Annotated in this window: 15 protein-coding genes; 9 read left to right on the forward strand and 6 right to left on the reverse strand. The window is 62.4% G+C overall.

Going from position 1 to position 21,360, the window contains the following annotated elements; all coding sequences use genetic code 11:
- Positions 1-464 precede the first annotated feature (464 nt).
- The 4 genes from BJQ17_RS17305 to lysA form a co-directional block, all read right to left on the reverse strand.
- Positions 465-2,951, reverse strand: a complete 2,487-nt coding sequence (locus BJQ17_RS17305; RefSeq protein WP_070096373.1) for a TonB-dependent receptor — start codon at positions 2,949-2,951, stop codon at positions 465-467.
- A 110-nt stretch (positions 2,952-3,061) separates the two neighbouring features.
- Positions 3,062-3,997 carry a FecR domain-containing protein gene (locus tag BJQ17_RS17310; RefSeq protein WP_070096374.1) on the reverse strand — a complete coding sequence of 312 codons (936 nt, stop codon included), beginning with the start codon at positions 3,995-3,997 and terminating at the stop codon, positions 3,062-3,064.
- Between the two features lie 5 nt (positions 3,998-4,002).
- Entirely contained in the window at positions 4,003-4,503 is a 501-nt protein-coding gene (locus BJQ17_RS17315; protein ID WP_014859059.1) for a sigma-70 family RNA polymerase sigma factor, read from the reverse strand.
- A gap of 227 nt (positions 4,504-4,730) precedes the next feature.
- Positions 4,731-5,963 carry a diaminopimelate decarboxylase gene (lysA, locus tag BJQ17_RS17320; protein ID WP_019752142.1) on the reverse strand — a complete coding sequence of 411 codons (1,233 nt, stop codon included), beginning with the start codon at positions 5,961-5,963 and terminating at the stop codon, positions 4,731-4,733.
- Positions 5,964-6,086: 123 nt separating this feature from the next.
- On the opposite strand from lysA, the gene BJQ17_RS17325 reads away from it, so the two are divergent.
- Positions 6,087-6,992, forward strand: coding sequence for a LysR family transcriptional regulator (locus BJQ17_RS17325; RefSeq protein ID WP_070096375.1), 906 nt, complete (start codon positions 6,087-6,089; stop codon positions 6,990-6,992).
- Between the two features lie 199 nt (positions 6,993-7,191).
- Here BJQ17_RS17325 and BJQ17_RS17330 read toward each other — a convergent pair whose 3' ends face one another.
- Positions 7,192-7,545: a hypothetical protein gene (locus tag BJQ17_RS17330; RefSeq protein WP_003248629.1), complete on the reverse strand. Its 354-nt coding sequence runs from the start codon at positions 7,543-7,545 to the stop codon at positions 7,192-7,194.
- A gap of 274 nt (positions 7,546-7,819) precedes the next feature.
- Between BJQ17_RS17330 and BJQ17_RS17335 the strand changes: the two genes are divergently transcribed.
- The gene (locus BJQ17_RS17335) at positions 7,820-12,685 is read left to right on the forward strand and encodes an NAD-glutamate dehydrogenase (RefSeq protein ID WP_004576879.1); all 4,866 of its coding nucleotides are present in this window, start codon (positions 7,820-7,822) and stop codon (positions 12,683-12,685) included.
- 272 nt (positions 12,686-12,957) lie between these two features.
- On the opposite strand, the gene BJQ17_RS17340 is transcribed toward BJQ17_RS17335, so the two are convergent.
- Positions 12,958-13,776 carry a pyruvate, water dikinase regulatory protein gene (locus tag BJQ17_RS17340; RefSeq protein WP_003248634.1) on the reverse strand — a complete coding sequence of 273 codons (819 nt, stop codon included), beginning with the start codon at positions 13,774-13,776 and terminating at the stop codon, positions 12,958-12,960.
- Between the two features lie 191 nt (positions 13,777-13,967).
- On the opposite strand from BJQ17_RS17340, the gene ppsA reads away from it, so the two are divergent.
- From ppsA to sigX, 7 genes are all read left to right on the forward strand, one after another.
- Complete coding sequence (gene ppsA, locus BJQ17_RS17345) at positions 13,968-16,343, forward strand: phosphoenolpyruvate synthase (protein WP_003248638.1); 2,376 nt, start codon at positions 13,968-13,970, stop codon at positions 16,341-16,343.
- Positions 16,344-16,445: 102 nt separating this feature from the next.
- On the forward strand, positions 16,446-17,438 hold the full coding sequence (locus tag BJQ17_RS17350) for an alpha/beta fold hydrolase (protein ID WP_256559808.1): 993 nt from the start codon (positions 16,446-16,448) through the stop codon (positions 17,436-17,438).
- Positions 17,439-17,945: 507 nt separating this feature from the next.
- A complete protein-coding gene (gene rraA, locus BJQ17_RS17355; protein WP_003248652.1) occupies positions 17,946-18,437 on the forward strand; it encodes a ribonuclease E activity regulator RraA in 492 nt (163 codons plus the stop codon).
- 27 nt (positions 18,438-18,464) lie between these two features.
- Positions 18,465-19,460: a zinc transporter ZntB gene (locus tag BJQ17_RS17360; protein ID WP_003248655.1), complete on the forward strand. Its 996-nt coding sequence runs from the start codon at positions 18,465-18,467 to the stop codon at positions 19,458-19,460.
- Between the two features lie 87 nt (positions 19,461-19,547).
- A complete protein-coding gene (locus tag BJQ17_RS17365) occupies positions 19,548-19,820 on the forward strand; it encodes a hypothetical protein (protein WP_003248657.1) in 273 nt (90 codons plus the stop codon).
- A gap of 2 nt (positions 19,821-19,822) precedes the next feature.
- Positions 19,823-20,647 (forward strand): mechanosensitive ion channel domain-containing protein, encoded by an 825-nt coding sequence (locus BJQ17_RS17370; protein WP_003248659.1) that lies wholly within the window; start codon positions 19,823-19,825, stop codon positions 20,645-20,647.
- Positions 20,648-20,760: 113 nt separating this feature from the next.
- Positions 20,761-21,327: an RNA polymerase sigma factor SigX gene (gene sigX / locus BJQ17_RS17375; protein WP_003248665.1), complete on the forward strand. Its 567-nt coding sequence runs from the start codon at positions 20,761-20,763 to the stop codon at positions 21,325-21,327.
- Positions 21,328-21,360: the final 33 nt, after the last annotated feature.

Raw genomic sequence — 21,360 nt, forward strand, 5'->3', positions numbered from 1 at the left:
GGGCACGTTGTGCCGGGTTGCCGCCGACGGCGGCGTAGCGCAGGGGCAGCAGTTCGAAGCGGCGGGTGCAGTCGGCGACGGGGCTGTTGCGCAGGGCCGGGCGGTAGCCGGAGGTGATGCGCCTGCACAGTTCGAGGGTTTCTTTCAACGAGTCCATGTATAGCTCCAGCGAGCAGGGATGATCATCAAATGCATGCAAGCGTTGCATTCGACCCGAGGCTGGACACTAGCGAGGAATCACTTCTCAAAGGAGCATTGCGCTTCCGATAGGTGCGTAGGAAATTTCTGATTAAGCGGTATCGTTGACGTTACCAGGGTTTTCATCGCCTTTCACGTCAACCCGTCCGCTGTCACGGGGCAGGCCCATCGTTACTGGGTGGAGGCGCCACCCTGGTCGCTATTTTAAATACGGTCCGCATCCAGACAGGGCCGCAAAGCGGCCCGATCGTTCCCCGGAAAGTACTTCAGAACGCCCCTTGCAATGTCACCATGAAATTGCGCGGTTCACCATAGAAGTTGCCCCACGCCGGCGCGCCGATGGTGGCGTAGTACTTCTTGTCGAACAGGTTGTTGCCGTTGAGCGCGACAGTCCAGTTCGGGTCGAGGCGGTACTGCACACGGCCGTTCCACACGGTGTAGCCCGCCTGCTCGACACGGGTAGTGCCGGTGGTTCGGAAGTTCTCGCTCTGGCTGTTCAGGCCTGCGCCGAGGGTCCAGCGCTCCAGAGCACCGCCCAGCTGGTAGTCACCCCATACCTTGAGCATGTGCCGTGGGATGAAGCTGGAGGTGAAGGTCAGCTCGGTCGGGTCAGTGTCTTCGATGGTACTCAGGTACTTCGTCTGGGTGTAGGTGTAGCCCGCCAACAGCTGCAACCGCTCGATCGGCGAGCCGCTGATCTCGGCTTCGAACCCCTGTGCGCGTACCTTGCCGCTGTCGTTGTAGCAATACCCGTCGCCTGAGGGGCAGGTATCGACGTAGTCCGTTTCTGCGCGGTGATTCTCGACAGTGCGGAACAGGTTGAAGGAGGTGTTCAACGCGCCGTCGAGCAGCTCGCCCTTGATGCCGACTTCATAGTTGGCGCCGGTCTTTGGCTGTAACGCCTGCCGCTCGGCATTCACCTTGTCGCTCTGTGGCTGGAAGATGTCGGCGTAGCTGGCATAGGCGGTCCACTGCTCGTTCAGGTCGTACAGCACGGCGGCAAACGGCGTGACCTGACCGTTTTCCTGGCTGCGATTATGCACCCAGTAATCGTAGAACTGGGTATAGGAGTCGCTCTTGTTACGGTACCAGCTGACCCGCGCGCCCAGCACCAAGGTCAGTGGCTCTGCCAGTTTCAGGCGCAGGTTGGCGTAAGTGCCGTACTGGGTGGTAGTGGTATCGGTTGGCACACTGCCACCGCGGCTCGGGTTGACCAGGTAATCGGCCTTGGACGGGTGTGTGAAGTTCGCGGATGGGTTGAACGGGTCCTGCTTGCCGTCCAGCAGCATCAGCGCGAAGTAATCATGGGTTTTCTGTCGGCTGGCGTTGACACCCATGATCAGCTCGTGCTGCAGGCCGAACGCCTCGAACTTGCCATCGACATAGCTATCGAAGCCGTAGTCGTCCTGGTCGTAGTCGAAACGGCCGGCCCGGACGTTCATGCTGGCGGTGCTGGCGCCGACGGGTACCGTGCCTTCGGAATAAGCGTATTCGATGTCCTGGGTGTTGTGGGTGTAGATCGAGGCGAAGTTCAGGGTCCAGTCATCGTTGAAGCGGTGCTTGAGGTCGGCAAAGCCGGTAATACGCTGGCTTTGCATGTCGTTCCAGCTGGCCCCCAGGCAGGTGGAGCGCGACAGCTTCAGGTCACTGCCATCGGCGTAGCGTGGCAGGCCGGCGTAGCAAGGGGTGGCATCGACATCCTCGTAAGCCAGGCCAGCGCCCACGGTGGTGTCGGCCGTGACGTCCCAGTCGATGGCGCCGTACAGTATCTGGTCCTGGCGCTTGGCCGTGTCATAGAAGTACTGGCGGTCCTGCAGCGTCGCCACGGCGCGCCCCCGCACGGTGCCCGACGCGTTCAGCGGGCCGCCCACGTCCACTTGCCCGCGGTAGTTGTCCCAGCTGCCGGCTGACAGGGTGACGGTGGTGGCGGCTTTTTCCTGCCCCCGTTTGCGCACGAAGTTGACGCCCCCGGCGGAGGAGCCAGAGCCTTTCATCATGCCGGCCGCACCTTTAAGCACCTCGACGCGGTCATAGAACGCCATGTCGCTGGAAAAGCTGTTGGCCTGCACGTAGTTGCCGCCCACGTCCAAGGGCACGCCGTCGTACTGGTACTGGCCATCCAGGTTGAAACCACGGGAATAGAAATACTTGCCGCCCATGGGCGAGTCATACACGGTGATGCCCGGGGTCTTGTCCAGTACCTGCTCCAGTGTGTTGAGGTTCTGGTCGTCGAGCATCTTGCGGGTCATCACGGTGACCGACTGCGGGGTTTCTTTCAGCGTGTGTACGCCCTTGCCGATGGTGATGGCACGGGCGGCGTAGGACTGGGTGCCTTCGCTGGTCGCATCCAGGCGGTTGGCGTCGATGTTCATCGGCGCCAGTTCCATGGCCGAGCCGTTTTGCGCAGCGACCAGCACATAGCCACCATTACCCTGACGCTGCGCCTGCAGGCCACTGTTGCCCAGCAGCCGCGCCAGACCTTCCTCGACACTGAAGCTGCCTTCCAGGCCCGCGCTGTCGAGGTTGCGCGTCTGTGCGGTGTCGAACGAAATGGTCACACCCGCCTGTACGCCAAACTGGGTGATGGCGTTGCCCAGTGAGCCAGCGGGGACATGGTAGGTGGCCTGGCTTTGGGCCATTGCCTGGGCAGGCACCAGCAGCAGGCCGGGCGCGCTGGCCAGGGACATGCCGAACAGCACCAGGCGGACGGCCTGGCTGAGCTTGGTTGCTGGGGTAGGGTGCAGGTGTGGCATTTCGTGGTCCTTCCGAGTCATGGCAGAAAGTCGCTGTCGTCGCGGCTTGTGTCAGGGACGGACGAGAATAGAAATCAGCAAGATTGCGGCGAAAGTTTTCCCGCAGTTGCTCAGGCGGGCTCCACACTCACCCAGTAGCGGCTTAAGTAGCGCACTTTCACGGGCAAGGTTTTCGGCAGGTTGGCCAGGGCGATATCGGTGTCGTCAATGCGGAACGCACCGGAAATGCTCATGGCCTGGATCGACGAGGCACAGCGCAGCACACCTGGACGATAGCGCCCCAGTTCTTCGAGGAAATCGCCAAGGCGCCAGTCGTTCACGCTGAGCATGCCTTGCAACCAGGCCGTGGAATCGGCGGGGAGGGCATGGGCGTCGAGGACGACATCCTGATCAAAACTCACTTGCTGGCCAGCGTGCAGTCGCAGCACTCGATCAGGGTGGCGCAGGGGGCGAACTTCGACGCTGGCCTCAAGCACACCCACGCGGGTCTCCTGCGCCAGTTTGCGGACGCTGAGCGCGGTACTGCGGGCCAGTACGCTGCCGTCATCGGTGTGCACGATAAACGGGCGCTGCTGACGATCGCTGACCGGACGCACCAGAATTTCCCCCTGATACAGCTGAATCGCCCTCACCTTTGTGGCGTAGCGCACATCCAGCGCGGTATCCACGTTCAGTTCCAGCTGTGAACCATCCTCCAGGTGCAGGGCGCGGCGCTCGCCGCTGCGGGTACTGTGCTGGGCCAGCAAGGCACGATAGGGCACCTGCTCGGCCGCCAGCCAGCTGCCGCCCCCCATGGCCATCAGCAGGCCCAGCACTTTCAGCACGTCACGCCGCTGCGCCTGGGCCGCGCCAAGGCCGGACAGCGCCGCCTGCGGCGGCACCATGGCCCATTGCTGCTGCAGCTTTTCTACCCGCGCCCAGGCGGCTGCGTGCAGGGGGCTGGCCTGCAGCCACTGTCGCCAGGCCTGGGTGCGGGCCTCGCTATTGGCGCCGTCGTTGAGCTGAACATACCAGGTGGCAGCGGCTTCGAGTGTCTTGAGATCCATGGGCGTCAGCCTTCGACTGCCAGCAGGCAGCGAGTCATGGCCTTGATCAGGTGATTCTTCACGGTGGTGATCGACACGCCGAAGCGCTCGGCCGCAGCGCCGTAGGTCAGGCCTTCGAGTTGAACGGCAAGGAAGATGGCGCGGGTCTTGGCGCCGAGTTCGTCGAGCAGGCTGTCCACGGCCACCAGCATCTCTATGATGGACAAGCGCACCTCCGGCGACACCTCTACCGGTTCCGGACGCAGGGCCAGCGCCTGCAGGTAAGCTTTTTCGATGATGCGACGGCGAGCTTTGTCTATCAGAAGGGCGCGGGCGATAGCGCTGAGGTAGCTGCGCGGCTCACGGATCGGCAACGGGTTACGCGCGGTCATTACCCGCAAGAACGTGTCGTGCGCCAGGTCGGAAGCGTCGGCGGCGTTGCCCAGGCGGGCGCGCAGCCAGCCCTTCAGCCAGCTGTTGTTTTCGCTGTACAGCTCGTGCAGGGCCTGGGGATCGAGCGTTGCCATGGCGTCAAGACCGCAATATTAATGGGAATTGATCGCATTGTCGCGAGAGGCGGGGCTTATTGCAAGGACCGCGAGCACACACCCTGTGGGAGCGGCCTTGCGTCGCGATTGGGCCGCAAATCGGCCCGGGTTTCGGCATCACGGCTACATTTGTGGGGCTGCTGTGCAGCCCTATCGCGACGCAAGGCCGCTCCCACAAAGAGTCGTGCAGGCTTGCAGGGCAGTGGTTAGAACCCGGCCTCCAGGCTCAGCAGGTCCTGCACCGTCTGGCGCCGGCGGATCATCCGCAGGGCACCGTTCTCGATCAGGAACTCCGGCAGCAGCGGCCGGCTGTTGTAGTTCGACGACATCGACGCGCCATAGGCCCCGGCATCGTGGATCACCAGCAGGTCGCCCACCTGTGCCTGAGGCAGGTCCTGCGGGGTCAGCGCCTGGTCATCCTGAGTGAACACGTCACCCGATTCACACAACGGCCCGGCCACGACGGTCGGCTGGCGCGGGCGATCTACTGCCTGGCCATCGGCATCGAGCAGGGTCATGCCGTGGTAGGCGCCGTACATCGCCGGGCGCATCAGGTCGTTGAAGCCGGCATCGATCATGACGAAGGTATTGCGCCCCACCTGTTTCACGGCACGGACTTCGGCCACCAGGTAGCCCGACTCCGCCACCAGGAAGCGCCCGGGTTCGATCTCCATGCGCACCGGGTGGCCGAGCATCGCTTCGATCTCCTTGCGCGCCACCGCCCAGGTCTGCGCATAACGCTGCAGGTCGACCGGTTTGTCGGTGCTGCGGTAAGGCGTGGAAAGCCCGCCGCCGATGGAGAACGCCTCGATGTCCACGCCCAGGCGGCCGATCAGCTCGATCATCGAGCGGGCCACCTGTTCCAGGTGCTGGTAGTCCACCCCGGAACCAATGTGCATGTGCACGCCCACCAGGTGCAGGCCATGGGCCTTGATGCACGCCAGCGCCTCGTCCAGCTCTTCGTGCCAGATGCCATGCTTGCTGTTTTCGCCGCCGGTATTGGTCTTGCGGCTGTGACCATGGCCGAAGCCCGGGTTGATGCGGATCCACACGCGGTGGCCGGGCGAGCGTTCACCCAGTTGGCGCAGCATGTCAATGGAGCCGGCATTGACTTCGATCTTTGACGCCACCACGCGCTCCAGGGTGGGGCGGTCCAGCGCGTCGCAGGTCAGCACCACGCCGGCAGGGTCACCGTCCACGCTCGCACCCGCGGCGAAGGCCCGTTCCATCTCACCCAGCGACACGGCGTCCAGCACCAGGCCATGGGCGCGCATCAGGCGCAACACATGCAGGTTGGGGTTGGCTTTCTGGGCGAAGCGCACGGTGTCGAATACGTTCAACTGCTCGACACGCTCGGCGATGGTGCTGGCGTCGTACGCCCAAAGCGGCGAGCCGTGCTGGCGAACCGCCTCGGCCAGAAGGGTGAAGGGTGCGGTCATGGTGGCGCTACTCGGATAAGGAAGGCCACGAGGATGAATCAAAGCGTGGATTCAGAAAAATAGCTATTTTTCTGCCAGTCATTCATATCTGATATACCCATTGTCGACTCACCGGGTGCTGCCGTGAAACTGTCCGTCCGCCACATCGAAGTGTTCCGCGCCATCATGGCCGCTGGTAGTGTCACCGGTGCGGCGCGCCTGCTGTTCACCTCGCAGCCGACTGTCAGCCGCGAACTGGCGCGGCTGGAGCAGGTGACTGGCCTGAACCTGTTCGAGCGCGAGGGCGGGCGCCTGGTGGCGACGGCCCAGGCGCTGCTGTTGATCGAAGAGGTCGAGCGCGCCTACGTCGGGCTGGAGCGGATCGATCGCTTTGCCCAGGCCATCCGCAACTTCGAGCAGGGCCGGCTGGCCATCACCTGCCTGCCGCTGTTCTCGCAAACCTTGTTGCCCAAGGCCTGCCAGCGCTTTCACCAGCAGCACAGCGGCGTGAGTGTGAGCATTCTGGCGCAGGAGTCGCCTTTGCTGGAGGAGTCACTGGTTGCCCAGCAGCATGACCTTGGCCTGACTGAAGTCGAACAGATACCGCGCGGCGCGTATGGTGAATTGCTGTTCAGTGCCAACATGGTGTGCGTGTTGCCCGAGCATCACCCGATGCAGGTGAAGGCTGAACTGGAGCTGAGTGATTTCCATGAGGTCGATTTCATCAACCTGGCCAGCCTGGATACCTACCGCCAGCGTCTGGATCAGCACTTTCGTGCGGCCGGGGTTAACCGCCGCACGGTCATCGAGACCACCAGTGCCGCTTCGGTGTGCGCCATGGTCAGGCAAGGCCTGGGGGTGGCGATCATCAACCCACTGAGCGGGCTGGAGGCGGCGCAAGGCGGGTTGCCGATCCGCAGGTTACGGGTTTCGGTGCCCTATCAGGTGATGCTGATACGCCCGGACCATCGGCCGGCATCGGCAGCGGTGGAGCCGTTTTGCGAGGCGTTGCGGGTGCAGGCCAAAGAGATGCAACAGGCGCTGGCCTGATCATTGTGGGGGCGGCCTTGTGTCGCGATAGGGGCGCAAAGCGGCCCCAGCAATCTATGCATGATGTCGAGATCCTGGGGCCGCTGCGCGGCCCTATCGCGACACAAGGCCGCTCCCACAGGGATCGCGCCAGCTTTTAGAAGTTGAGCAAGACAGTTGCTCCCACAGGGACCGCGCTCCCACTAGGCAGGGGCAGGGTTCAAAGCTCGCAGACCAAGGTTCCAGTACCGGCCAGGATGTTCTCCAGGGTTTCCTTCACTTCATCCATGTCACTCAGCTCGCTGGTCAGGTTGATTTCCAGTGCTTCATCCCCCTTCAGCGCGTCCCGGTCGCCGGCCGCCACTTCGATCAGCAGGCGCTTGGCGCTCAGGGTCACTTTAAGGCCATCCAGCGTCGACGGCTCGTCATCCAGCGTCAGGTCGACGGTGTCCTCGTCCGGGTAACGGGTAAGCAGGAACATCTGACCCTTGTCGCTGTGGCAGCACAGGGTCGCCATGTTGTCTTCCTCGTCATCGCAAGGGGTGGCGAACAGCAGGGCGGTGTTGATTTGCATGAGCAGGCTCGGGTCAAAGGAAACGGAAGGGAATTCTGACAGTCTTGCGTACAGGTATAAACGTAAAGTTACCGCCCCTTGACCGAAATTGTCGCAGCGCTGCAAGCGTAGATGACCGATCAGTCGTTAAGCTTCGGCGAGCCCTGGGCGTGCCTGCGCACGTTCAACGTCTGGTTTTTACCGTCCGTCATGCCACGGGTTGGCTATCGTTGATCCGTACACGGCGCACGCAGCGACGCTTCAATTATTACAAAGCCCAAGCGGAGTACCACAGATGGCGTTCTTCACCGCAGCCAGCAAAGCCGACTTCCAGCATCAACTGCAAGCGGCCCTGGCGCAGCACATCAGCGAGCAGTCCCTGCCACAAGTGGCGCTGTTCGCCGAGCAGTTCTTCGGCATCATCTCTCTGGACGAACTCACCCAGCGCAGGCTTTCCGACCTGGCCGGCTGCACCCTTTCAGCCTGGCGCATCATCGAGCGTTTCGACCCCGAATACCCGCAAGTGCGGGTGTACAACCCTGATTACGAACGCAATGGCTGGCAGTCGACCCATACCGTGGTCGAAGTGTTGCACCATGACTTGCCGTTCCTGGTCGACTCGGTGCGTACCGAGCTCAACCGCCGTGGCTACAGCATCCACACCCTGCAAACCACCGTGCTCAGCGTGCGCCGTGGCGCCAAGGGCGAGCTGTTGGAACTGCTGCCCAAGGGCACCCAGGGCGAGGGCGTGCGCTACGAGTCACTGATGTACCTGGAGATCGACCGCTGCGCCAATGCCGCCGAGCTGACAGTGCTGACCCGCGAGATCGAGCAGGTGCTGGCCGAGGTACGGGTGGTGGTGGCCGACTTCGAGCCGATGAAGGCCAAGCTGCGTGAAGTGGTGGCGCAGGTGGAACAGACCGGCTTTGGTCCTGCCCAAAACGAGAAGGGCGAAGTCAAGGCCTTCCTCGAGTGGCTGCTGGATAACCACTTCACCTTCCTGGGCTATGAAGAATTCACCGTCAAGGGCGACGCCGATGGCGGCCAGATGGTCTACGACGAGCAGTCGTTCCTCGGCTTGCCGCGCCGTCTGCGCGTGGGCCTGACCGCAGAAGAGCTGCGCATCGAAGACTACGCTGTGGCCTACCTAAACGAGCCGCTGCTGCTGTCGTTCGCCAAGGCTGCGCTGCCCAGCCGCGTGCATCGCCCGGCCTACCCGGACTATGTGTCGATCCGCCAGCTGGACGCCGACGGCAAGGTCATCAAGGAGCACCGCTTCATGGGGCTGTACACCTCGTCGGTGTATGGCGAAAGCGTGCATGCCATTCCGTACATCCGCGTGAAGGTGGCCGAAGTCGAGCGCCGTTCGGGCTTCGATCCCAAGGCCCACCTGGGCAAGGAACTGGCCCAGGTGCTGGAAGTGCTGCCGCGCGACGACCTGTTCCAGACGCCGATCGACGAGCTGTTCAGCACGGTCATGGCAATCGTGCAGATCCAGGAGCGCAACAAGATCCGCGTGTTCCTGCGCAAAGACCCGTATGGCCGCTTCTGCTACTGCCTGGCCTACGTCCCGCGGGAAATCTACTCCACCGAAGTGCGGCAGAAGATCCAGCAGGTGCTGATGGAGCGCCTGAAGGCCAGCGACTGCGAGTTCTGGACCTTCTTCTCCGAATCGGTACTGGCCCGTGTGCAACTGATTCTGCGGGTCGACCCCAAGAACCGTATCGACATCGACCCGCAGCAGCTGGAACGCGAAGTCATCCAGGCCTGCCGCTCGTGGCATGACGACTACTCGGCACTGGTGGTGGAGAACTTCGGCGAAGCCCAAGGCACCAACATCCTCGCCGATTTCCCCAAAGGCTTCCCGGCCGGATACCGCGAGCGCTTCGCCGCGCACTCGGCGGTGGTCGACCTGCAGCATGTGCTGAACCTGTCGGAAAGCAAGCCGCTGGCAATGAGCTTCTACCAGCCGTTGACCCAGGTGGGCGAGCGCATCCTGCACTGCAAGCTGTACCACGCCGACACCCCGCTGGCGCTGTCCGACGTGCTGCCGATCCTGGAAAACCTCGGCCTGCGCGTGCTCGGCGAGTTCCCGTATCGCCTGCGCCATGCCAATGGCCGTGAATACTGGATCCACGACTTCGCCTTCACCTACAGCGAAGGCCTGAGCCTGGACATCCAGCAGCTCAACGACACCCTGCAGGACGCCTTCATCCACATCGTCCGTGGTGACGCCGAGAACGACGCTTTCAACCGCCTGGTGCTCACCGCCGGCTTGCCGTGGCGCGACGTGGCCTTGCTGCGTGCCTACGCCCGTTACCTGAAACAGATCCGTCTGGGCTTCGATCTGGGCTATATCGCCAGCACCCTGAACAACCACACCGACATCGCCCGTGAGCTGACCCGGTTGTTCAAGACCCGCTTCTACCTGGCGCGCAAGCTTACCCAGGACGACCTTGACGACAAGCAGCAGCGCCTGGAACAGGCCATCCTGAGCGCCCTGGACGACGTGCAGGTGCTCAACGAAGACCGCATCCTGCGGCGCTACCTGGACTTGATCAAGGCCACCCTGCGTACCAACTTCTACCAGCCCGACGCAAACGGCCAGAACAAGTCGTACTTCAGCTTCAAGTTCAACCCCAAGCTGATCCCCGAACTGCCCAAACCGGTGCCAAAGTTCGAGATATTCGTCTATTCGCCACGCGTCGAGGGCGTGCACCTGCGCTTTGGCAACGTTGCCCGTGGTGGCCTGCGCTGGTCCGACCGCGAAGAGGACTTCCGTACCGAAGTGCTGGGGCTGGTGAAAGCCCAGCAGGTGAAGAACTCGGTCATCGTGCCGGTCGGCGCCAAGGGTGGTTTCCTGCCGCGTCGCCTGCCGCTGGGCGGCAGCCGTGACGAGATTGCCGCCGAAGGCGTGGCGTGCTACCGCATCTTCATTTCCGGCCTGCTCGACATCACCGACAACCTCAAGGACGGTGGCGTGGTGCCGCCGGCCAACGTGGTGCGCCATGACGATGACGACCCGTACCTGGTGGTAGCGGCCGACAAAGGCACCGCGACCTTCTCCGACATCGCCAACGGCATCGCTATCGACTACGGTTTCTGGCTGGGCGATGCTTTTGCTTCCGGCGGCTCGGCCGGTTATGACCACAAGAAGATGGGCATTACCGCGCGCGGTGCCTGGGTGGGCGTGCAGCGCCACTTCCGCGAGCGCGGCATCAACGTGCAGGAAGACCCGATCACCGTCATTGGTGTGGGCGATATGGCCGGCGACGTGTTCGGCAATGGCCTGCTGATGTCCGACAAGCTGCAACTGGTGGCCGCGTTCAACCACCTGCATATCTTCATCGATCCCAACCCGGAGCCCGCTTCCAGCTTCGCTGAACGTAAGCGCCTGTTCGACCTGCCGCGCTCGGCCTGGAGCGACTACGACACCAGCATCATGTCCGAAGGCGGCGGGATCTTCCCGCGCAGTGCCAAGAGCATCGCCATCAGCCCGCAGATGAAAGAGCGCTTCGCCATCGAAGCCGACCGCCTGACCCCGACCGAGTTGCTCAATGCGCTGCTCAAGGCCCCGGTAGACCTGCTGTGGAACGGTGGCATCGGGACCTATGTCAAGGCCAGTACGGAGAGCCACGCCGATGTCGGCGACAAGGCCAACGATGCGCTGCGGGTCAACGGTAACGAACTGCGCTGCAAGGTGGTGGGCGAGGGCGGCAACCTGGGCATGACCCAGCTTGGCCGCGTCGAGTTCGGCCTGAACGGCGGCGCCACCAACACCGACTTCATCGACAACGCCGGCGGCGTGGACTGCTCCGACCACGAGGTCAACATCAAGATCCTGCTCAACGAAGTGGTGCAGGGTGGCGACATGACCGAGAAGCAGCGCAACCAGCTGCTGGGCAGCATGACCGACGAAGTCGCCGGGCTGGTACTGGGCAACAACTACAAGCAGACCCAGGCATTGTCGCTGGCTGCCCGCCGCGCCCGCGAGCGGATTGCCGAGTACAAGCGCCTGATGGCCGACCTCGAGGCGCGGGGCAAGCTGGACCGTGCCATCGAATTCCTGCCGTCCGAAGAGCAGTTGGCCGAACGCCTGGCTGCCGGCCACGGCCTGACCCGCGCCGAGCTGTCGGTGCTGATCTCGTACAGCAAGATCGACCTCAAGGAGCAACTGCTCAAGTCGCTGGTGCCGGACGACGACTACCTGACCCGTGACATGGAAACCGCTTTCCCGCCGTCCCTGGTCAGCAAGTTCGCCGAGGCCATGCGCCGCCACCGCCTGAAGCGCGAAATTGTCAGCACCCAGATCGCCAACGACCTGGTCAACAACATGGGTATCACCTTCGTCCAGCGCCTGAAGGAGTCGACCGGCATGAGCCCGGCCAACGTGGCCGGTGCTTACGTGATCGTGCGCGACATCTTCCACCTGCCGCACTGGTTCCGCCAGATCGAGGCGCTGGACTATCAGGTGCCGGCGGAAATCCAGCTTACCCTGATGGACGAGCTGATGCGCCTGGGCCGCCGTGCCACCCGCTGGTTCCTGCGAAGCCGCCGTAACGAACAGGACGCCGGGCGCGATACCGCGCACTTCGGGCCGAAGATTGCGCAGTTGGGTCTGAAGCTGGATGAGCTGCTCGAAGGCCCCACCCGCGAACGCTGGATGGTGCGCTACCAAGGCTTTGTCGACGCCGGTGTGCCGGAGTTGCTGGCGCGTATGGTGGCGGGTACCAGCCACCTGTACACCCTGCTGCCGATCATTGAAGCGGCCGACGTTACCGGCCATGAGCCTGCGCAGGTGGCCAAGGCATTCTTCGCCGTGGGCAGCGCGCTGGACCTGACCTGGTACCTGCAGGAAATCAGCAACCTGCCGGTGGAAAACAACTGGCAGGCGCTGGCGCGCGAGGCATTCCGCGACGATATCGACTTGCAGCAGCGGGCGATCACCATTTCGGTCCTGCAGATGGCCGATGCACCGCAAGACATGGATGCCCGCGTGGCGCTGTGGTCAGAGCAGCATCGGGGAATGGTGGAGCGTTGGCGCGCCATGCTCGACGACCTGCGCAATGCCACGGGCACTGACTATGCGATGTACGCGGTGGCCAACCGCGAGCTGGTCGACCTGGCCATGAGCGGGCAGGCAGCGGTGGTGCCGTCCTGAGCCTTGTGGTGAGGTAAAACAAAGCCCCGGCAGTGATGCCGGGGCTTTTTTTGTATGCCTGGGCTGGCCCTTTCGCGGGTGAACCCGCTCCTACAGCGACCTGTGCCAAACCACCGAGCTGGGCCCAACCCCTGATGCGTTTTCTCCTCCGTGTAGGAGCGGGTTTACCCGCGAATACGGTGGCGGCGGCAACGGTGAACGGCCGCTGGAGATTGGCCAGCAGGGCCGGCCCTTTCGCGGGTAAACCCGCTCCTACAGGGGGGGCGGGGCCGTTACTTGAACCGTCTCTCCACGCCTTTTTCGACCAGGATCTTGGCGGAAATCTCTTCCACCGAAAAATGCGTGGAATTGATATTGGGAATGTTCTCCCTGCGGAACAGGCTTTCCACTTCACGCACTTCGAATTCGCACTGGGCAAAGCTGGAATAACGGCTGTTGGGCTTGCGTTCGTGGCGGATGGCGGTGAGGCGGTCGGGGTCGATGGTCAGGCCGAACAGCTTGCTGTGGTGCTTTTTCAGCACCGCCGGCAGCTGCAGGCGCTCCATGTCGTCCTCGGTCAGCGGGTAATTGGCGGCACGGATGCCGAACTGCATGGCCATGTACAGGCAGGTTGGGGTTTTGCCGCAACGCGACACGCCAACCAGAATCAGGTCGGCTTTGTCGTAGTAGTGGGTGCGTGCACCATCGTCGTTATCCAGGGCGAAATTCACCGCCTCGATGCGTTCCATGTAGTTGGAATTGCCACCAATCGAGTGGGATTTGCCCACGGAATACGACGAATGGGCGATCAATTCCTGCTCAAGTGGGGATAAAAACGAAGAAAAGATGTCGATCATGAAGCCATTCGACGTCGCCAGGATCTCGCGGATGTCCTGGTTGACAATGGTGTCGAAGATGATCGGGCGGACCCCATCCCGCTCGGCCGCAGCGTTTATTTGCTGGACCATGGCCCGCGCTTTGTCCGGCGAATCGATGTAAGGACGGGTGAATTTGTTGAAGGGAATGCTCTCAAATTGCGCGAGCAAACTCTGGCCCAGGGTTTCGGCAGTGATACCGGTGCCGTCGGAGATGAAGAACGCGGTTCGTTTCATTTGCGATCTGGGCCTTAAGCTGATGACGATTCTTGGATATGATAAGTTCGGTTTGCCGAATGCGGCTGTCGACATTCTGCCACATTTGCAGCGCCTATTTTCCAGGTACAGGCCACAAACGCCCGGCCAAGTCATAGAAGACAGGCGGGCGCCTTTTGAGCTTTTCCAACACAGTTAGTGGAGAGATCACCTTGGTAGAGTACGTAGTTTCCCTCGATAAGCTCGGCGTCCATGATGTGGAGCATGTGGGGGGCAAGAACGCATCCCTGGGCGAGATGATCAGTAACCTCGCCGGTGCCGGCGTGTCGGTGCCGGGCGGCTTTGCCACTACGGCTCAGGCGTACCGTGACTTTCTCGAGCAGAGTGGGCTGAACGACCGCATTCACGCCGCGCTCGACGCGCTGGACGTTGACGACATCAATGCCCTGACCAAGACCGGCGCGCAGATTCGCCAGTGGGTCATGGAAGCCGAATTCCCGCCACGCCTGGATTCGGAAATCCGTACGGCCTTCGCCGAAATGGCCGCCGGCAACGACAACATGGCCGTTGCCGTGCGTTCCTCGGCTACCGCTGAAGACCTGCCGGACGCCTCGTTCGCCGGCCAGCAGGAAACCTTCCTCAACATCCGCGGCGTCGATAACGTGATCCGCGCGGCCAAGGAAGTGTTCGCTTCGCTGTTCAACGACCGCGCCATCGCCTACCGCGTGCACCAGGGCTTCGACCACAAGCTGGTGGCCCTGTCTGCCGGCGTGCAGCGCATGGTCCGCTCGGAAACCGGCACTGCCGGGGTGATGTTCACCCTCGACACCGAGTCGGGCTTCCGCGACGTGGTGTTCATCACTGGCGCCTATGGCCTGGGCGAAACCGTCGTACAGGGTGCAGTCAACCCTGACGAATTCTACGTGCACAAGAACACCCTGCAGGCCGGCCGCCCGGCCATCCTGCGCCGTAACCTGGGCAGCAAGGCGATCAAGATGATCTACGGCGACGAGGCTAAGGCCGGTCGTTCGGTCAAGACCGTCGAAGTCGACCGCGCCGAGCGCGCACGCTTCTGCCTGACCGATGCCGAGGTCAGCGAGCTGGCCAAGCAGGCCATGATCATCGAGCAGCACTACCAGCGCCCGATGGACATCGAGTGGGCCAAGGACGGTGACGACGGCAAGCTGTACATTGTCCAGGCCCGCCCTGAGACGGTGAAGAGCCGTTCCAGCGCCAACGTCATGGAACGCTACCTGCTCAAAGAGAAAGGCACCGTGCTGGTCGAAGGCCGTGCCATTGGCCAGCGTATCGGCGCCGGCAAGGTTCGCGTCATCAACGACGTCTCGGAAATGGACAAGGTCCAGCCGGGCGACGTACTGGTCTCCGACATGACCGACCCTGACTGGGAACCGGTGATGAAGCGCGCCAGTGCCATCGTCACCAACCGCGGTGGCCGTACCTGCCACGCGGCGATCATCGCTCGTGAGCTGGGTATCCCGGCGGTTGTCGGTTGCGGCAACGCTACCCAGGTGCTGAAAGACGGCCAGGGCGTGACCGTTTCCTGTGCCGAAGGCGACACCGGCTTCATCTTCGAAGGTGAGCTGGGCTTCGACATCAAGCAGAACTCGGTCGATGCCATGCCGGAACTGCCGTTCAAGATCATGATGAACGTCGGCAACCCGGACCGCGCCTTCGACTTCGCCCAGCTGCCCAACGCCGGTGTCGGTCTGGCACGCCTGGAGTTCATCATCAACCGCATGATCGGCGTGCACCCCAAGGCACTGCTGAACTACGCGGGCCTGCCTGCCGACCTGAAAGACAGCGTCGACAAGCGCATTGCCGGCTACAACGACCCGGTCGGCTTCTATGTCGAGAAGCTGGTCGAGGGTATCAGCACCCTGGCGGCGGCCTTCTACCCGAAAAAGGTCATCGTGCGCCTGTCGGACTTCAAGTCCAACGAGTACGCCAACTTGATCGGCGGCAAGCTGTACGAGCCAGAAGAAGAAAACCCGATGCTGGGCTTCCGCGGTGCGTCGCGCTACATCAGCGAATCGTTCCGTGACTGCTTCGAGCTCGAGTGCCGTGCACTGAAGCGTGTGCGCAACGAAATGGGCCTGACCAACGTCGAGATCATGGTGCCGTTCGTGCGCACCTTGGGCGAAGCCAGCCAGGTTGTCGACCTGCTCGCCGAAAACGGCCTGGCCCGTGGCGACAACGGCCTGCGCGTAATCATGATGTGCGAACTGCCGTCCAACGCCATCCTCGCCGAAGAGTTCCTGGAATACTTCGACGGCTTCTCGATCGGCTCTAACGACCTGACCCAGCTGACCCTGGGCCTGGACCGTGACTCGGGCATCATTGCCCACCTGTTCGACGAGCGTAACCCTGCGGTGAAGAAGCTGCTGGCCAACGCCATTGCCGCCTGCAACAAGGCTGGCAAGTACATCGGCATCTGCGGCCAAGGCCCATCGGACCACCCGGACCTGGCCAAGTGGCTGATGGAGCAGGGCATCGAAAGCGTCTCGCTGAACCCGGACTCGGTACTCGAGACCTGGTTCTTCCTGGCCGAAGGCCAAGGCGCGGCCTGATGCAGTAAAACGCGGGGGGACGTCTGGCGTCCTCCTGCCTGGTTTTTTCCAGGGCGAGCTCCAGCAATGGACCCCGCCCTTTTTTGTGCACCAAGCAACCTTATGCAAAGCAGCAGCACTTTATTTCCCGTGGCCCTGCTCAGTGCCGAGCGCCGCGGCGATCTCAGCGAAGACGTGTATCGGATCAAGGCCGGTAATGGCCCGGACCCCAGCGTCGAGCTCGCCATCACCCGTCTGGGACTGGCCGACCAAGGGCAGGCCCAAGGCGTGCCGGTCATTCTCCTGCACGGCAGTTTTTCCAATCGGCGATTCTGGTATTCGCCCAAAGGGGTTGGCCTGGGTGCCTACCTTGCGCGCGCCGGTTTCGATGTCTGGATCCCGGAAATGCGAGGCCATGGCTTGTCGCCGCGCAACCTTGCCTGGAAGCACAACAGTGTTGCTGCCTACGCCCGTGATGACCTGCCGCTGATCAACGCCTTCGTGCGCGAGCAATCGGGCCAGGCGCCGCACTGGGTGGGCCATTCGCTGGGGGGGACGACATTGGCGGCAGCACTGGGTGGCGGCTTCCTGGCGCCTGGGCAAGTCGCCAGTGTGGCGTTGTTCGGTACCCAGATCAGCCGTGTCTATTGGCCATTGAAAGTGCCGCCGCTGGCTTGGGGCGCGAAGCTGGTGCTCAAGCGTTGGGGACAGATATCCGGGCCACGTTTCAAGCGTGGGCCTGAAGACGAGCCGATAGGCCTCGCCTTGGAGAGCATGCGCTGGCACGGCCTGTTCGGGCGCTTTGGCGACAAGCAGAACGATTGGTGGGCAGGGCTGGCTGAAGTGGATGTACCGCTGCTGGCAGTGGCCGGTGCAGGGGACTTCCAGGACCCGGTGTGGGCCTGTCGCAAGCTGTTCGAGCAGTTGGGCGGCGAGCGCAAGCAGTTCCTGCGGCTGGGTCGTGAAGAAGGTTTCGAGGCCTTTGGGCATGTCGACATGCTGGTGAGCAAGGCCGCGCAGGTGCAGGTGTGGCCGCTGGTGGAGCGCTGGCTGCGCAACCCGCTGCTGCCGGTGCATGCGTCCACTGTCGTTGCGGAACCTGTGCCTGCCAGCTGAGTTTGCTGTACCTGTTATGGCCTCTTCGCGGGTGAACCCGCTCCTACACAGATTGGTGGTGGACGCACATCGGGGGGTGGACACAGGCCGCCGTAAGGGCGGGTTTACCCGCGAAAGGGCCGGGCCTGCTGGCCAATTTCCTCCGGCCGTTCACCGTTGCCGCCGCCACCGTATTCGCGGGTAAACCCGCTCCTACACCGGATTGGTGGTGGACGCACATCGGGGGTTGGACACAGGCCGTCGTGTAGGAGCGGGTTTACCCGCGAAGAGGCCGGCCCTGCTGGCCAATCTCCACCGGCCGTTCACCTTTGACGCCGCTACCGTATTCGCGGGTAAACCCGCTCCTACACCTGGATAACGGCGCGTTCCTGTGCAGGAACGGGTCACGCGTGGAAGGCCCGGTGCAGGATGAATACAAATGACTGCCCGGTCCCGGATGACTGCGACAGCCTCCAAGGTGTAGCCTTGGCCGATACCCGCTTTCGTTGTGACTGACAGGAGCTTCCCATGCAGCATTACGTAACGCCCGACCTGTGTGACGCCTACCCGGACCTGGTACAAGTGCTGGAACCGATGTTCAGCAATTTCGGTGGCCGCGATTCGTTCGGTGGCCAGATCGTTACCATCAAGTGTTTCGAGGACAATTCGCTGGTCAAGGAGCAGGTCGAACTCGACGGCAAGGGCAAAGTGCTGGTGGTCGATGGCGGGGGGTCGCTGCGCCGTGCGCTGCTGGGCGACATGCTCGCCGAAAAAGCCGCAAAAAACGGTTGGGAAGGCTTGGTGATCTACGGCTGTGTGCGTGATGTCGACGTGCTGATCCAGACCGACGTTGGCGTGCAGGCCCTGGCCAGCCACCCAATGAAGACTGACAAGCGCGGTATCGGCGATCTCAACGTGGTGGTGACCTTCGCCGGGGTCACCTTCCGCCCGGGCGAATATGTGTATGCCGACAACAATGGCGTGCTGGTCTCGCCGAGCCCGCTGAAAATGCCGGAGTAATGCGCAGCACGCGCTGATGGAGCTTTGATGTTCGAGGAAGACAACGCGCAGTGGGGGCTGGTGCATGCCCTGGTGCTCGATGGCAAAGGCGGCGCGCGTTCTATTGCCCGTACCGAACTGGACGACCTGCAGTTGCAACCGGAGCAGAGCCTGTGGCTCCACTGGGATCGCAGCCATCCGCAAACCCGCTCCTGGCTGCTGCACGACAGCGGCCTGAGCGAGTTCGCCTGCGAGCTGCTGCTGGAAGAAAACACCCGCCCGCGCCTGCTGCCCATGGCGGACGAACAGCTGTTGCTGTTCCTGCGGGGGGTCAACCTCAACCCGGGTGCCGAGCCCGAAGACATGGTTTCGGTACGCATCTTCGCCGAGGCGCAGCGGGTTATCTCGCTGCGCCTGCGGCCGTTGCGCGCCAGCGATGAAATTCTCCAGCTGCTGGAACAGGGCAGGGGACCGAAATCGGCCTCGGAACTGTTGTTGTTGATGGGTGAGTTGCTCACCGAAAAGGTCCAGGGCCTGGTCAGCGACCTGGCCGAGCTCGTCGACCTGGAGGAAGAAAAGGTCGAATCCGACGAGCGGTATGCCCCGGAGCAGGGCAGCCTGCAGCAGATTCGCCGCCGTGCCGCTGGCTTGCGCCGCTTTCTCGCCCCGCAACGGGAAATCTACGCGCAGTTGTCGCGCAGCAAATGGAGCTGGTTCGCCAATGCCGACGCCGATTACTGGAATGAACTCAACAACAGCCTGATCCGCTACCTCGAAGAGCTGGAACTGGCCCGCGAACGCGCTGCGCTGGTGCTGGAAAGCGAGGACCGGCGGCGCAGCGAGCGGATGAACCGCACCATGTACCGCTTTGGCATCATCACCTGCATCTTCCTGCCCATGAGCTTTGTCACCGGGCTGCTGGGCATCAATGTCGGCGGCATCCCCGGGGCGGAAAACCCTTTGGGCTTCCTGTTCGCCTGCATCGTCGTGCTGGGGTTGGCCGTGGGGCAGTGGTGGCTGTTCCGGCGGTTGCGATGGGTATAGCGGTGCAATTTGAAACCGTCGTGCCAACAGGATGTGTGACCCGTCGCCCGGCCGTCTCGTCTCTTGCTGACACTGCGCGAGGTGCCCATGCACGATCCGTTTGAAGAATCCCTGCGCGACCTGCTCAAGGCGTCACCCTCCGGCAATGACCGGGACGACCGGGACGACGCCGCTTGCCTGGGTCGCGTGCTGAAAACCGCCAACCGCCAGGTTGGCGCGGGTGATCTGTTCAGCCTGCTTGGCCGTTGGAGCCAGGCGCTGCTGATTGCCGTGAACAATGGCTCGGCGCATGTTGCGCCGGTGCGTCGACACTCTTCCCGCAACGCTGCCCCCGGCAGCAAAGCAGATAAGGCCGATTGAATATGGAACTCGATCTCTGGACCCAGAGCCTGGTCACCGCGATGACAGCCCTTTGGACCAAGGTAGCGAACTTCATCCCCAACCTGTTCGGCGCGCTGGTCGTGGTGCTGCTCGGTTTCGTGGTGGCCAAGCTGCTCGACACGCTGCTGTCCAAACTGTTGGCCAAATTTGGCCTGGACCGCCTGATGGCCGGTACCGGCCTCACCAAAATGCTCGGTCGGGGCGGCATCCAGGTGCCAATCTCGACCCTGATCGGCAAGATCGTCTATTGGTTCGTGCTGCTCATCTTCCTGGTCTCGGCCGCCGAATCGCTGGGCCTGGAGCGGGTTTCGGCAACCCTCGACATGCTCGCCCTGTACTTGCCCAAAGTGTTCGGCGCGGCCCTGGTGCTGCTGGCCGGCGTGCTGCTGGCGCAGGTGGCCAACGGCCTGGTGCGTGGCGCTGCCGAAGGTATCGGCCTGGAATACTCGGCAGGCCTGGGGCGTATCACCCAAGGCCTTGTGATCATCATCAGCATCTCGGTGGCCATCAGCCAGCTGGAAGTGAAAACCGACCTGCTGAACCACGTCATCGTTATCGGGCTGATTACCGTTGGTCTGGCCGTTGCCTTGGCCATGGGCCTTGGCAGTCGCGAAATTGCCGGGCAGATCCTGGCCGGCATCTACGTGCGCGAGCTATACCAAGTGGGCCAGCAGGTGCGGATTGGAGAGGTCGAAGGGCATATCGAGGAGATCGGTACGGTGAAGACGACGCTGCTGACCGATGATGGCGAACTGGTGTCGCTGTCTAACCGCGAGCTGCTTGAACAGCGCGTCAATAGCCGCTAACCGCACAAAAGCTGTTAATGTATGCCGCCGCGAAATTCGACCCACGGGGTCGCGCGGCGACATTGACCTGACTGTCGGCCAGATCCGTTTTGAATAAAGTTCATTCGCCGCCCATGCGCTATGACCCCCGCGAGCTCACAGACGAAGAGTTGGTGGCGCGTTCGCATGAGGAGCTGTACCACGTTACCCGCGCCTATGAAGAGCTCATGCGGCGCTACCAACGGACCCTGTTCAACGTCTGTGCGCGTTATCTGGGGAACGACCGTGACGCGGACGATGTCTGTCAGGAAGTGATGCTGAAAGTGCTGTACGGGCTGAAAAACTTCGAGGGTAAGTCGAAGTTCAAGACCTGGCTCTACAGCATCACCTACAACGAGTGCATTACCCAGTACCGCAAGGAGCGCCGCAAACGTCGGTTGATGGATGCCTTGAGTCTGGACCCTGTTGAAGAGGCGTCCGAGGACAAGGCTCCAAAGCCGGAAGAAAAAGGCGGGCTGGACAAGTGGCTGGTGCATGTGAACCCGATTGACCGGGAAATTCTGGTGCTGCGTTTTGTCGCAGAGCTGGAATTTCAGGAAATTGCCGACATCATGCACATGGGCCTGAGCGCGACGAAAATGCGTTACAAGCGCGCGCTAGACAAGCTTCGGGAGAAATTTGCCGGCCTTGATGAAACTTAGGGGCGGGCAAATATCTCTAACGAACCGGCGAGT

The organism is Pseudomonas sp. NBRC 111139 (genome assembly GCF_001753955.1).
Taxonomy (GTDB): domain Bacteria; phylum Pseudomonadota; class Gammaproteobacteria; order Pseudomonadales; family Pseudomonadaceae; genus Aquipseudomonas; species Aquipseudomonas alloputida.

What these genes read in the sequence shown, in the direction of transcription:
- lysA (WP_019752142.1), bottom strand. Translation starts at nt 5,963, where the DNA reads ATGACCGCACCCTTCACCCTTCTGGCCGAGGCGGTTCGCCAGCACGGC.
- BJQ17_RS17340 (WP_003248634.1), bottom strand. Translation starts at nt 13,776, where the DNA reads ATGAAACGAACCGCGTTCTTCATCTCCGACGGCACCGGTATCACTGCC.
- BJQ17_RS17335 (WP_004576879.1), top strand. Translation starts at nt 7,820, where the DNA reads ATGGCGTTCTTCACCGCAGCCAGCAAAGCCGACTTCCAGCATCAACTG.
- BJQ17_RS17315 (WP_014859059.1), bottom strand. Translation starts at nt 4,503, where the DNA reads ATGGCAACGCTCGATCCCCAGGCCCTGCACGAGCTGTACAGCGAAAAC.
- BJQ17_RS17360 (WP_003248655.1), top strand. Translation starts at nt 18,465, where the DNA reads ATGTTCGAGGAAGACAACGCGCAGTGGGGGCTGGTGCATGCCCTGGTG.
- BJQ17_RS17370 (WP_003248659.1), top strand. Translation starts at nt 19,823, where the DNA reads ATGGAACTCGATCTCTGGACCCAGAGCCTGGTCACCGCGATGACAGCC.
- BJQ17_RS17350 (WP_256559808.1), top strand. Translation starts at nt 16,446, where the DNA reads ATGCAAAGCAGCAGCACTTTATTTCCCGTGGCCCTGCTCAGTGCCGAG.
- BJQ17_RS17330 (WP_003248629.1), bottom strand. Translation starts at nt 7,545, where the DNA reads ATGCAAATCAACACCGCCCTGCTGTTCGCCACCCCTTGCGATGACGAG.
- BJQ17_RS17305 (WP_070096373.1), bottom strand. Translation starts at nt 2,951, where the DNA reads ATGCCACACCTGCACCCTACCCCAGCAACCAAGCTCAGCCAGGCCGTC.
- sigX (WP_003248665.1), top strand. Translation starts at nt 20,761, where the DNA reads ATGCGCTATGACCCCCGCGAGCTCACAGACGAAGAGTTGGTGGCGCGT.
- BJQ17_RS17365 (WP_003248657.1), top strand. Translation starts at nt 19,548, where the DNA reads ATGCACGATCCGTTTGAAGAATCCCTGCGCGACCTGCTCAAGGCGTCA.
- rraA (WP_003248652.1), top strand. Translation starts at nt 17,946, where the DNA reads ATGCAGCATTACGTAACGCCCGACCTGTGTGACGCCTACCCGGACCTG.
- BJQ17_RS17310 (WP_070096374.1), bottom strand. Translation starts at nt 3,997, where the DNA reads ATGGATCTCAAGACACTCGAAGCCGCTGCCACCTGGTATGTTCAGCTC.